Here is a 12,294-nt window from a genome sequence, read left to right as displayed (position 1 = left end):
GGCTTCGGCCTTGGTGATCTTTCCGCCGCTGACGGTCAGGCGCACCTGGACCGCGCCGTACTGGGTGTCGGCCGCGTCACCGGTGACGGTGCCGTTCGCGATGGCCTGGGTGCCGCCCTGCGGGGACTGCGCGGCCGCGGGCGGGACGGCGCCGGCCGCGTCCGCCGGTCCCTCGTCGGAACCGGGCTTCAGCGTCAGCAGCAGCACGATCCCGGAGACGGTGGCGGCGGTGGCCAGCACGGCACGCCGGACGGGGTGACTCTTCCTCATCGTTTCTCAAGCTCCTGATGGGTGTGGATGACCCGTCGCTCACATCTCGAACGACTCGTGGTGGATACGGCGGGCGGGAACCCCGGCGCCGCGCAGTGCGTCGTAGACCGACCGGGCGAACCCGGGCGGGCCGCACATGAAGACGTCGTGGTCGTCGATGTCGGGAATCTTGCGGCGCAGGCTCTCCGCGGAGATGTCGGGGCGTTCCCCCTCGGGGCTGTTCACCGCGTACATCAGACGGGCGCCGCGCTCGTCGGCGATCTTGGCCAGCTCGCTCCACAGGGCCAGGTCGTGGGTGCTGTTGGCCCGGTAGAGCAGGGTGATGTCGCCGGAGGCGCCGGGCAGCGTCTCGAACAGGGCCCGCATCGGCGTGATGCCCACGCCGCCGGCGACCAGCAGCACCTTGCCGCGGCTGCGGCGCTGGGCGGTCAGCGCCCCGTAGGGGCCCTCCGCCCACACCCGGGTGCCGGGCTCCAGCTCGCGCAGCCGGGTGGTGTGGTCGCCGATCGCCTTCACCGTGATCCGCAGCATGTCGGGGCGGGGCGCCGCCGACAGCGAGTACGGATGGGAGCTGAACCGCATTCCCGGTGCCAGGAACCGCCAGCGGAAGAACTGCCCCGCCTCGGCGCCGATCCGGTGCAGCCTGCGCCCGCTGATCAGCACCGACACGATGCCCGGCGTCTCCTCGACGACCGCCTCGACCCGCATCCGGTGCCGCAGGTTCAGCCGGATCGGGGTGATCACCCGGTACCAGAGGACCAGCGCGGTGACGGCGCCGTAGAGCCCGTACCAGAAGGTCTTCGCGGACGGCTCCACGGCGAACTCGTTGCCGGTGGTGATCTGGTGCCAGAACGTCAGGTACATCACCGCGTACGTCAGCAGGTGCACGTGGTACCAGCTGTCGTACGGCAGCCGGCGGCGGACCGGGCCGATCGAGAGGAGGGCGATCAGGAACAGCAGACCCGTGCCGATGGCGGCCTTGCCCATGTCCGGCAGCTGATCGACCGAGGTGATCGTCTGCTGGACGATGTCGCCCAGGCCCTTGCCCGCCTGGAGGGCGTAGCCCCACATGATGAGGAAGACGTGGGCGACGACCAGGCTGACGGTGTAGCGCCCGCTCATCGCGTGCCAGCGGGCGACCCGGTCCGAGCCCACCCGGCGTTCCAGCGCGGGCACCCGGGCCATCTGCAGCACGACGAGGGCCATCAGATAGCCGCCCAGCAGACCGGTGATGCGGCCCGCGGCGATGATCCGGCCGGTGGTGTCCGAGATGGACGGTGTGTTGTTCCACCACAACCACAGCACGGCCACCGCGCCCGCCCCTACGGCGAGCAGCAGGGGCACGGCGGGGGAGCGGCGCGGACGGATGCGGCGCATCGTCTGGCGGCGGGCGGCACGTCCGCCTGCGAGCGTGGTGGTCACGGTTCCTCCGTGGGACTTGGCCCTTGGCCCACACATACGTGCCGTGACACGGGAGCGTTCAGCGGTACCCGGAGGTAGGTAGGGGATAGGGGGTAGGGGGGCAGGAAGTGGGACGGCGGCGTCCGGTGGCAGGACGGCGGCGTGCGGCCGTTACCCGTCCTGGGGTGCGGACATGGAGGAGGGGCGCGGGGACGGGGGCAGCGGCAGGGGCAGCCCGGGGAGGCCGTCGAGACTCGTCGCGACGTGGTCCTTCCTGGTGAAGTACGCGTCCAGCGAGGCGTCGTCCTCGCGTGCGAACCGCTTCCCGTGCAGGTCGCGGTCCGCCTCGTACGCCATGAAGGGGACGGCGTAGCCGCAGGTGTCGCGGATGAGGTCGGCGGTCACGACGACGACCGCGCGCAGGCCGTGGAGCGCCGGATCGATGGCGGGGAAGCGGGCGAGCAGTTCCGGAAAGCGCGGGTCGTCCCGGAAGACGGGCTCGCCGCGGCCGTGCACGCGCACGATGGTGGGCGGCCCCTGGAAGGCGCACCACATCAGGGTGATGCGGCCGTTCTCCCGCAGATGGGCGATGGTCTCGGCGTTGGAACCGGCGAAGTCGAGGTAGGCCACGGTGAGTTCGTCGAGAACCGCGAAGGACCCCGTGAGGCCCTTGGGCGAGAGGTTGACCGTGCCGTCGGCGGACAGGGGTGCGGTCGCGGTGAAGAAGACCGGCTGCGCCTCGATGAACGTGCGCAGGCGGCCGTCTATGCGCTCATGAGTCTTTCCCATGTCACCGAGTATGGGCGCGGTTTGTTCACCTGTCTAAGGAAAAGGGCGGAGGGGAGTCCGGACGGCGCCGGGGCCCCACCCGTGGCCGCCCCGGCCGGCGTACGCGGGGCGGCCACGGCGCCTGTCACGTCACTTGGTGAGCGTGCAGGCGGCCAGGGAGTCGAGTCCGGCGGGGCGTTCGGCGGTGCGGCCGATGGCGGTGGCGATGCGGTTGAGGGCGGCGACGCGCTTGTCCTCCAGGGGGCCGAGGATGGCGTTCTGGACGAAGTTGGGTCCGCCCTGGCCGGCGGTGTCGACGAGGCGCTGGTCGGCTTCGTTGATCTGGGTGTCCAGTTGGCCGAGGTTGCGGTCGACCTCGGCCTGGGCGGAGGCGGGGATCGCGGGGAGCTCCGGCGCGACGTCGGGGCAGCTGACCGTGCCCACGCCGGCGTTCCCGGCGTCGCCCGCGCCGTCCCCGCCCTCCTGGCCCGCGTCGCCCTGGTCCGCTCCCTGACCGGCGTCGCCGGCGGGCGGGGCGGTGGTTTCCTCCCCGGCGCCGTCGCCGTCACCGCCTGCCTCCCCGCCCGCGTCCGCCGCGCCCTGGGCATCGAGCGTGCAGGCGGCCAGGGAGTCGAGTCCGGCGGGGCGTTCGGCGGTGCGGCCGATGGCGGTGGCGATGCGGTTGATGGCGGCGACGCGCTTGTCCTCCAGGGGGCCGAGGATGGCGTTCTGGACGAAGTTGGGTCCGCCCTGGCCGGCGGTGTCGACGAGGCGCTGGTCGGCTTCGTTGATCTGGGTGTCCAGTTGGCCGAGGTTGCGGTCGACCTCGGCCTGGGCGGAGGCGGGGATCGCGGGGAGCTCCGGCGCGACGTCGGGGCAGCTGACCGTGCCCGGTCCCGCGAGCGTCCGGGCGTTCGCCCTGTCGTCGGACGACTCGCCGGCGAGGGCGGAACCGGCGATCACCGCACCGGACAGTGCCACCGCGGCGGCGCCGCCGATGAGACCGACGCGGCGCTTGTTGTACTTCGGAAGGGCCCTGGACATGCGAATGCCTCACTCGGGTCGGATTCGGGTTCGGGGTTGCGTGGGGGAGAGCCCGTGGGGGAGGGCTCGGCTGTGCCGACGCGGCGCCTGCGTCCTGCGGGAGATACGGGAAAGCGATTACCCGCGTTCAACCACACGTCGAATCACCCTCGGAAGCCGCCCGAAATCGACCCATCGGATCGGTTTCAAACCCTCCGGGCGGAGCTGGATTGACGAATCATGCGTCCTCCTGCATACTCATGCATATCAGCGAATGCACTGTAAGGAGAATCCCGTGACCGAGCGCGTCGTACTCGCCTATTCGGGCGGTCTGGACACCTCCGTCGCCATCGGCTGGATCGCCGAGGAGACGGGCGCCGAGGTCATCGCCGTCGCGGTCGACGTCGGCCAGGGCGGCGAGGACCTGGACGTCATCCGCAAGCGCGCGCTCGCCTGCGGTGCCGTCGAGGCCGAGGTCGCGGACGCCAAGGACGAATTCGCCGACGAGTACTGCCTCCCGGCGATCAGGGCCAACGCCCTCTACATGGACCGCTACCCGCTGGTCTCCGCGCTGTCCCGGCCGACGATCGTCAAGCACCTCGTCGCCGCCGCGCACAAGCACGGCGCCGGCATCGTCGCCCACGGCTGCACCGGCAAGGGCAACGACCAGGTCCGCTTCGAGGCCGGCATCGTCGCCCTCGCCCCCGACCTGAAGTGCATCGCCCCGGTCCGTGACTACGCCATGACCCGCGACAAGGCCATCGCCTTCTGCGAGGCCAAGGGCCTGCCGATCGCGACCACGAAGAAGTCGCCGTACTCCATCGACCAGAACGTGTTCGGGCGCGCCGTCGAGACCGGCTTCCTCGAGGACATCTGGAACGCGCCGATCGAGGACGTCTACGAGTACACGCAGAACCCCGCCGTGGCGCGCGAGGCCGACGAGGTCGTCATCACCTTCAAGGAGGGCGTGCCGGTCGCCGTCGACGGCAAGCCCGTCACCGTCCTCCAGGCCATCCAGCAGCTCAACGAGCGCGCGGGCGCCCAGGGCGTCGGCCGGATCGACATGGTCGAGGACCGCCTCGTCGGCATCAAGTCCCGCGAGGTGTACGAGGCTCCCGGCGCCATCGCGCTGATCACGGCCCACCAGGAGCTGGAGAACGTCACCGTCGAGCGCGAACTCGCCCGCTACAAGCGGCAGGTCGAGCAGCGCTGGGGCGAACTGGTCTACGACGGCCAGTGGTTCTCCCCGCTCAAGCGCGCCCTGGACGGCTTCATCACCGAGGCCAACCAGCACGTCGACGGCGACGTACGGATGACGCTGCACGGCGGCCGGGCCGTCGTCACCGGCCGGCGCTCCGAGTCGTCCCTGTACGACTTCAACCTCGCCACCTACGACACCGGCGACTCGTTCGACCAGGCGGCGGCCAAGGGCTTCATCGACATCTACAGCCTGTCGTCGAAGATCGCCGCCAAGCGCGACCTCGCCTGACCGGCCGACGAGCCGTCACGCACTACTCTGACACCGCCTCCTCACTCTCCTGCGCCTGAGTGAGGAGGCGGTGGCACATCCATGATGTGGCCCATCCATGATCTGCCTGTCTTCGAGGAGCAACGCAAGTGAGCAGCAACAGCGGTGACGTACGGCTCTGGGGCGGCCGTTTCGCCGACGGTCCCGCCGAGGCCCTGGCCAAGCTGTCCGCGTCCGTCCACTTCGACTGGCGGCTCGCGCCCTACGACATCGCCGGTTCACGGGCGCACGCACGCGTACTGCACGGGGCGGGCCTGCTCACCGAGGACGAGCTCACCCGCATGATCGAGGGCCTCGACCGGCTGGAGGCGGACGTCGCCGACGGCTCGTTCACCGGCACCATCGCCGACGAGGACGTGCACACGGCCCTGGAGCGCGGCCTGCTGGAGCGCCTCGGCCCCGACCTCGGCGGCAAACTGCGCGCCGGACGGTCGAGGAACGACCAGGTCGCCACCCTGTTCCGGATGTACCTGCGGGACCACGCCCGTACGCTCGGCGGGCTGATCGCCGAGCTCCAGGACGCCCTCGTCGGCCTCGCCGAGGCCCACCCGGACGTGGCCATGCCCGGCCGCACCCACCTCCAGCACGCCCAGCCGGTGCTCTTCGCCCACCATGTCCTCGCCCACGTCCAGGGGCTGTCCCGGGACGCCGAGCGGCTGCGCCAGTGGGACGAGCGGACCGCGGTGTCGCCGTACGGCTCGGGCGCGCTGGCCGGCAGCAGCCTCGGCCTGGACCCCGAGGCGGTCGCACGCGACCTCGGCTTCGAGCACGGCAGCGCGGCCAACTCCATCGACGGAACCGCCTCCCGGGACTTCGTCGCCGAGTTCGCCTTCATCACCGCGATGATCGGCGTCAACCTCTCGCGGATCGCCGAGGAGGTCATCATCTGGAACACGAAGGAGTTCTCCTTCGTGACCCTGCACGACGCCTTCTCCACCGGCTCGTCGATCATGCCGCAGAAGAAGAACCCGGACATCGCGGAGCTGGCGCGCGGCAAGTCGGGCCGGCTGATCGGCAACCTGACCGGTCTGATGGCCACCCTCAAGGCCCTCCCGCTCGCGTACAACCGCGACCTCCAGGAGGACAAGGAGCCGGTCTTCGACTCCATCGACCAGCTGGAGATCCTGCTGCCGGCCTTCACCGGGATGATGGCCACCCTCACCGTGCACCGCGAACGCATGGAGGAGCTGGCCCCGGCCGGGTTCTCGCTGGCCACCGACATCGCCGAGTGGCTGGTCAAGCAGGGCGTGCCGTTCCGCGTCGCGCACGAGGTGGCCGGCGAGTGCGTCAAGGCCGCCGAGGCCGAGGGCAAGGAACTCGACGAGCTGACCGACGAGCAGTTCGTGAAGATCTCCGCGCACCTCACCCCCGAGGTGCGCACCGTCCTCAACGTCCCCGGTGCCCTCGCCTCCCGGGACGGCCGCGGCGGCACGGCACCGAGCGCGGTCGCCGTCCAGCTCGCCGAGGTGAAGGCCGACGTGGCCGCCCAGCACGCCTGGGCCGACGCCAGGAGCCGGCAGGACGCCGAGAAGTAGACCGGCCGCCGGGAGGCCGCCGGTCCGGTTCCGGAAGGGCATCGCGGGTTACGTTGGTCGGGCAGCCGCAAGGAGCCGATCGATCGGAGCCCCGATGCCCTTCGCCAAACTGGCTTCGGCCACCACCCCGACCTGCCACATCGGCCTGGGACTCGCCGCTGTCGGCCGGCCCGGCTACATCAACCTGGGCCGCGACGACGACCTCGGCGGCGACCGCGGCGTCGAGGCCCTGCGCACCCGCACCCACGACCTCCTCGACGCCGCCTACGCCCAGGGCGTCCGCTACTTCGACGCGGCCCGCTCGTACGGCAGGTCCGAGGAGTTCCTCGCGGACTGGCTGACGAAGCGGCCCGACGCCGACGACGTCGTCATCGGCAGCAAATGGGGCTACACGTACACCGCGGACTGGTCCACCGACGCCGAGCACCACGAGATCAAGGAGCACTCCCTCGCCGCCTACGAGCGGCAGCGTGCCGAGTCCGACGCGCTGCTCGGAGACCGGCTCGACCTCTACCAGATCCACTCGGTGACCCCGGACAGTCCCGCCCTCACCGACAAGGACCTCCACGTCCGGCTCGCCGAGGCGGCGGCCCAGGGCCTCACCGTCGGCTTCTCCACCAGCGGTCCGGCCCAGGCCGACGCCATCCGCGCCGCGCTCGCCGTCACCGTCGACGGGGAACCCCTGTTCCGTACCGTCCAGTCGACCTACAACGCGCTGGAGACCTCCGCCGAGTCCGCACTGGCCGCGGCCCATGACGCGGGGCTCACGGTGATCGTCAAGGAGGGCATGGCCAACGGGCGGCTGGCCGCGGCCCACGCTCCCGACGCGCTCAGGTCCGTCGCGGAGGAGACCGGCCTGGCATGCGACGCCGTCGCCCTCGCGCTCGTCCTGCGCCGGCCCTGGGCGGGCGTGGTCCTTTCCGGCGCCGCCACCACCGCGCAGCTCGCCTCCAACCTGCACGCGGCGGTCGTCGACCTCGACGACGAGCAGCTCGCCCGCCTCGCCGCGCTGCCCGAGGACCCGCACGCGTACTGGGAGCGTCGCGGACGGCTGGCCTGGCACTGAGGAGCCCACCGCCCAGGTGTTCCTTCGACGAGCTCCTTCGGCGCCGGGCCGGCGCTCGCGGCGGGCGCGGGTGCGGCAGCACTCCCGGCCGCCGCCGGGCGGAGGTTCTGGGGCGTCGGGCGTCAGGCCGCCTTCGCCTTGCTGGCGTACATGTCCACGTACTCCTGGCCGGACAGGCGCATGACCTCGGTCATCACCGAGTCGGTCACGGCCCGCAGGACATAGCGGTCGCGGTCCATGCCCTCGTAGCGGGAGAACTCCATCGCCTCGCCGAAGCGGACCGTGACCCTGCCCGGCCGGGGCAGGCCCGCGCCCCCCGGCTGGAGCTTGTCGGTGCCGATCATGGCGAACGGGACGACGGGCGCGCCGGTCATCAGGGTGAGCCGCGCGATACCGGTGCGGCCCCGGTAGAGACGGCCGTCGGGGGAGCGGGTGCCCTCCGGATAGATGCCGAAGACCTTGCCCTCCTCCAGCACCTGACGACCGGTCATCAGCGCCGCGACCCCGCCCCGGCCGCCGTCGCGGTCGACCGGGATCATGCCGACGCCGGTGAAGAACCAGGCCATCAGCCGGCCCTTGAGCCCCTTGCCGGTGACGTACTCGTCCTTGCCGATGAAGAAGACCTGACGCTCGCAGACCAGCGGCAGGAACATCGAGTCGATGAAGGTGAGATGGTTGCCCGCCAGGATCACCGGACCGTCACCCGGGATGTGCTCCAGGCCCTCCACCCGGGGGCGGAACATCAGGCGCATGACCGGGCCGAGCACTGCCTTGATGAGCGCGAAGCGGGACAACGGGTCCTCCGGTGTCGGGAATGCGGTATGAGTCTGTGCAGGTGAGGACATTACTCGCGGCGGAGGGGGTCCCGCACGCCGGGTTCACCTGGTATTGCACGATGTCTACGCATGTTCACCTGCGGTGACACGGTGTTGCCCGGCCGTAACACGCGCGCCGGGATGTGAGGCATGTCGCGTCCGCGGAAGCCGGTGCCGTCGGCCCGGGGGTGCGGACCCACGCCGGCCGGGGCGCGGGTACGGCCCGGATGGAACCACGCGCGACCCGCGGAGCGCGGGAGGCGCGCCGCCGGCCGTCCGGACCGGCCGGGTACCCCGGTACGGCACCCCCAACCCCGACGGCATGTCAGACGTTCTGTCCCCATACGCCCGTTCGGGTCGCGGCCGGCCCGCGCGGCATCCCGTATCCCCGTATCACCCGCGTGTTCCGGTCACGGTCTCCCATTCGCCATGTACGCGCCCCTACGATCGCCCCGCACTGACGGTCAACGGCAGGAGGGTCCCCATGGGAACGCAGGAGTCGGGCGAGCGGACGGAAACGACGGCGTCCGGCGGAACCGGACGGCGGGCGCTCCTCGGCGCGGCGGTGCTCGGTGCGGGCGGCACGGTCCTCGGGCTGAGCGGCACGGCGAGAGCCGCCGAGTCCCGGCACGGCGGGCGAGGGCTGAAGGGTCTGCCCGTCCCGACGGTCATCGGCCACCGGGGCGCCAGCGGCTACCGGCCCGAACACACCTTCGGCGCCTACGACCTCGCCCTCGACCTGGGTGCCGACATCGTCGAGGCCGGCGACCTGGTGCCCACCAGGGACGGCCACCTCGTCTGCCGGCACGAGCCGGAGATCGGCGGCACCACGGACGTCGCGGACCACCCCGAGTTCGCCGGCCGCGAGCGTACGAAGCTGCTCGACGGCGTCTCCGTCACCGGCTGGTTCACCGAGGACTTCACCCTCGCCGAACTGAAGCGGCTGCGCGCCGTCGAGCGCATTCCGGCCAACCGTCCGCACAACACCCTCTACGACGGCCGCTGGGGGATCCCCACCTTCGAAGAGGTGCTCCGCTGGCAGAACGAGCAGACCCGAAGGCGCGGCAAGCAGGTCTGGATCTACCCCGAGCTCAAGCACCCCACCTACTTCCGCAAGCTGGGCCTGGGCACCGAGGAACTCCTCGCCCGGCTGCTGCGCAGGCACGGCAAGGACAAGAAGAACTCGCCCGTCATCATCCAGTCCTTCGAGCCCACCAGCATCCAGCGGATGAGCCGGCTCGTCGGCAACCCGCTCGCCGTGCTGCTCTCCGGTGCGAACAGCCGTCCCTGGGACTTCGTGGAGAACGGCGACCCGCGCACGGTGGCCGACCTCGTCACGCCGAAGGGCCTCAAGGAGATCGCCTCCTACGCGCAGGGCATCGGCCCGACCCTGGACCTGATCATCCCCAGGGACAGGGCCGGAAACCTCACCGAGCCCACCACCCTGGTCCGTGACGCGCACCGGGCCGGCCTGATCCTGCACCCCTACACGATGCGCAACGAGAACCCCTTCCTGCCCGCGGACTTCCGCAAGGGCGGCGACCCCGACGCCTACGGCGACGTCTTCGGCGCCTTCCGGGCCTACTTCGCCACCGGCATCGACGGCGTCTTCACCGACCACCCGGACACCGGTCTGCTGGCCCGCGAGGACTTCCGCACCAGCTGAGTGCGAACAGCGCTCGGCCGCCGTCGTCAACCGCCGAGCCGTTCCGCCCCGGTTGGGGTGACTTCCGGCCGCCTTGGGCAACCCGGCCCGGGGCGGCCGGCGTCGTTGCGCACATGACGCACCACCTGGTCACCGTCCTTGGCCCACTGCTCACCGCGGAGGCCTCCGCCGAGGCGTATGCGTCCGGCGCCGAACCCGCCGACCTGGAACAGGCGGTCTGGCTGCGCCTGCTGGAGCGCCTCGACGCGCACGACCCGCCGCGCGACCCCCCGGGCTGGCTCCGCCGGACCGTCCGCGCCGAGGCCCGCCGCACCCGCCGCGCCACCCGGCACGAGACACCGTGGGCCGGTGACCCCGCCGACACCGGCGAGGGCGACCCCGAACTCCTCGCCCTCGCCGCCGCCCGCCGCCGCGCCCTGCGGGAGGCGGTGCGGCGGCTGCCGGGCCGCTGTCCCCGGCTGCTGGAGGCGCTGCTGTCCCCGCACGACCCGACATACCGGGAAATCGCGGGGGAGTTGGGTATCTCACAAGGCAGCCTGGGGCCGGAACGCTCCAGATGTCTGGGATGTCTGCGTCGTTTGCTCGCGCCGGAGGTTGCGTCCGGGTGAGGAGGGGGATAGGAGTGAGGGACGACAGGTGATCAGGTGAGCGGGAGGCGTGCGCACATGGGCATGAGCGTGACCATCTCTGCGGCGACGGAGCAGGACGCCGAGCAGATCTTCAGGTTGCAGTACCTGTGCTTCCAGAGCGAGGCGGCGCTGTACGGCAACTACCGCATCGCGCCTCTCGTCCAGAGTCTGGACTCGGTTCGCGAGGAGGTCACCACCGACCTGGTCTTCGTCGCCCGGCTCGGCGACGAGATCGTCGGCTCGGTGCACGGCAGGAGCACCGAGGACGCCGCCGCGGCCATCGGCAAGCTCTGCGTCCACCCCCGCCTCCAGGGGCACGGCATCGGTGCCCGGCTCCTGCGCGCCGCCGAGTCCGCCCTCGCCGACGAGCGGGGTGCCAGGATGTTCCGCCTCCAGGCCGGCCACCGCAGCGAGAGCAACCTCCAGCTGTACAGCAAGGTCGGCTACCAGCGGGTCGGGACGTCCCGGGGCACGGACGGCGTACCGATGATCGTCCTGGAGAAGACGGCGGACTCGTACGCGGCCACCGCCTGACCGGGCGCGTGACGGGGCCGCCGCCCGACCGGGGCGCGGCCCCCACCGTCCGCCCGGGAAGCGGCCCTCACACCGTGCGGGTGCGGGCCTTGCGCAGCCAGTACAGGGCGGTCAGGGGCAGCAGGACCGGGATGAACAGGTAGCCCATCCCGTAGTCCGACCACACGGTCGCGTCGGGGAAGGCGGACGGATCCACCAGGGTCCAGGTGCCGACCGTCAGGACGCCCACCAGCTCGGCCGCACAGCACACCAGCGCCGCCCGGCGGGCCGTCTCCCCACCGCGGACCAGGGTGTACGTGATGAATCCGTAGACCACTCCCGCGATCGCCGAGAGCGAGTAGGCGAGCGGCGCCCGGTCGAACTCGGTGGCGATCTGGTACGCGGAACGCGACACGGCGCCGACGACCATCACCCCGTACAGCCACACCAGCAGCAGTCCGGGTCCGCCGATCAGCCGGGTGCCGTCCGGCTTCCGCTCCGGCTTCCGCTCCGGTCCGTGTTCCGCCGCGGTCATCTCAGCCCTTCCAGATGTCATGGAGCCGCACCTCGAGCACGGCCAGCACGACACCGCTCGCGGCCACCGTGACCGAGCCCCACCGGGTGCGCTCGGCCAGCGACATGAAGCCCGCCGCCGGGACGCACGCGAACGAGCCCAGCAGATACGCCACGAAGACGACCGTCCCCTGCTCCGGCTCCTCGCCCCGGGCCAGCTGCACGATTCCGACCACCAGCTGAACCAGCGTCAGCAGGGTGACCACGGCCATACCGATGAAGTGCCAGTCCTTCGTCGGCTGGTCGCGGTAGGCGGCCCAGCCGCACCACGCGGCGAGCAGCAGCGCGGCGACACCGGTCGCAGGCGTCAGGGCATCAAGCATGGCAGCGACCCTATTACGCCGTAATGGCCCCGCCGCGCCCGGCCCCACCTGCCCGTGCCCGGGTGCGTGCCCGTCCGCGGTGGTACCCGGGCCCGGGGGCCCCCCCGGCGGGCCCCCCAGGGTGGGTGGGGAGATAAAACCATACGCACACCCACCACGTGTACAACAAACCCCACACCTAAAC

General features: G+C 71.5%; 12 protein-coding genes and 1 pseudogene. 6 read left to right on the top strand and 7 right to left on the bottom strand.

Translation table 11 applies throughout. The annotated features are described in order from the left end of the window. The 4 genes and pseudogenes from ACFWVE_RS04840 to ACFWVE_RS04825 all read right to left on the bottom strand — a co-directional run. Positions 1-270 (bottom strand): annotated as a pseudogene (locus ACFWVE_RS04840) (FMN-binding protein); the annotation flags it as partial. A gap of 39 nt (positions 271-309) precedes the next feature. Beyond that, on the bottom strand, positions 310-1,692 hold the full coding sequence (locus ACFWVE_RS04835) for a ferric reductase-like transmembrane domain-containing protein (protein WP_384008246.1): 1,383 nt from the start codon (positions 1,690-1,692) through the stop codon (positions 310-312). 150 nt (positions 1,693-1,842) lie between these two features. Beyond that, positions 1,843-2,460, bottom strand: a complete 618-nt coding sequence (locus ACFWVE_RS04830) for a pyridoxamine 5'-phosphate oxidase family protein (protein WP_384008244.1) — start codon at positions 2,458-2,460, stop codon at positions 1,843-1,845. 129 nt (positions 2,461-2,589) lie between these two features. Then, a complete protein-coding gene (locus ACFWVE_RS04825; RefSeq protein ID WP_384008242.1) occupies positions 2,590-3,483 on the bottom strand; it encodes a hypothetical protein in 894 nt (297 codons plus the stop codon). Between the two features lie 274 nt (positions 3,484-3,757). Here ACFWVE_RS04825 and ACFWVE_RS04820 point away from each other — a divergent pair, with 274 nt between their 5' ends. The 3 genes from ACFWVE_RS04820 to ACFWVE_RS04810 all read left to right on the top strand — a co-directional run bounded on the left by ACFWVE_RS04820 (position 3,758) and on the right by ACFWVE_RS04810 (position 7,591). Further along, a complete protein-coding gene (locus ACFWVE_RS04820) occupies positions 3,758-4,951 on the top strand; it encodes an argininosuccinate synthase (protein WP_384008240.1) in 1,194 nt (397 codons plus the stop codon). 128 nt (positions 4,952-5,079) lie between these two features. Then, complete coding sequence (argH, locus tag ACFWVE_RS04815; RefSeq protein ID WP_384008238.1) at positions 5,080-6,525, top strand: argininosuccinate lyase; 1,446 nt, start codon at positions 5,080-5,082, stop codon at positions 6,523-6,525. Between the two features lie 94 nt (positions 6,526-6,619). Then, positions 6,620-7,591, top strand: a complete 972-nt coding sequence (locus ACFWVE_RS04810; RefSeq protein WP_384008236.1) for an aldo/keto reductase — start codon at positions 6,620-6,622, stop codon at positions 7,589-7,591. Between the two features lie 122 nt (positions 7,592-7,713). Here the strand turns inward: ACFWVE_RS04810 and ACFWVE_RS04805 are convergent, their stop codons facing one another. Further along, complete coding sequence (locus ACFWVE_RS04805) at positions 7,714-8,385, bottom strand: lysophospholipid acyltransferase family protein (protein WP_384008234.1); 672 nt, start codon at positions 8,383-8,385, stop codon at positions 7,714-7,716. A gap of 505 nt (positions 8,386-8,890) precedes the next feature. Between ACFWVE_RS04805 and ACFWVE_RS04800 the strand changes: the two genes are divergently transcribed. From ACFWVE_RS04800 to ACFWVE_RS04790, 3 genes are all read left to right on the top strand, one after another. Continuing rightward, complete coding sequence (locus tag ACFWVE_RS04800; RefSeq protein WP_384008232.1) at positions 8,891-10,072, top strand: glycerophosphodiester phosphodiesterase; 1,182 nt, start codon at positions 8,891-8,893, stop codon at positions 10,070-10,072. A 113-nt stretch (positions 10,073-10,185) separates the two neighbouring features. After that, positions 10,186-10,680 carry an RNA polymerase sigma factor gene (locus ACFWVE_RS04795; protein WP_384008230.1) on the top strand — a complete coding sequence of 165 codons (495 nt, stop codon included), beginning with the start codon at positions 10,186-10,188 and terminating at the stop codon, positions 10,678-10,680. Between the two features lie 57 nt (positions 10,681-10,737). Further along, entirely contained in the window at positions 10,738-11,235 is a 498-nt protein-coding gene (locus ACFWVE_RS04790) for a GNAT family N-acetyltransferase (protein ID WP_384008352.1), read from the top strand. A gap of 67 nt (positions 11,236-11,302) precedes the next feature. Here the strand turns inward: ACFWVE_RS04790 and ACFWVE_RS04785 are convergent, their stop codons facing one another. Together ACFWVE_RS04785 and ACFWVE_RS04780 are read right to left on the bottom strand one after the other, a co-directional pair. Next, complete coding sequence (locus tag ACFWVE_RS04785) at positions 11,303-11,749, bottom strand: hypothetical protein (RefSeq protein WP_384008350.1); 447 nt, start codon at positions 11,747-11,749, stop codon at positions 11,303-11,305. 1 nt (position 11,750) lies between these two features. Beyond that, a complete protein-coding gene (locus tag ACFWVE_RS04780) occupies positions 11,751-12,110 on the bottom strand; it encodes a hypothetical protein (protein ID WP_384008228.1) in 360 nt (119 codons plus the stop codon). Positions 12,111-12,294: the final 184 nt, after the last annotated feature.

The sequence above is a fragment of the Streptomyces sp. NPDC058632 genome, assembly GCF_042717095.1.
GTDB lineage: Bacteria > Actinomycetota > Actinomycetes > Streptomycetales > Streptomycetaceae > Streptomyces.
Note: the sequence above shows the minus strand (reverse complement) of the source record. Positions and strands in the feature narration are given on the sequence as shown.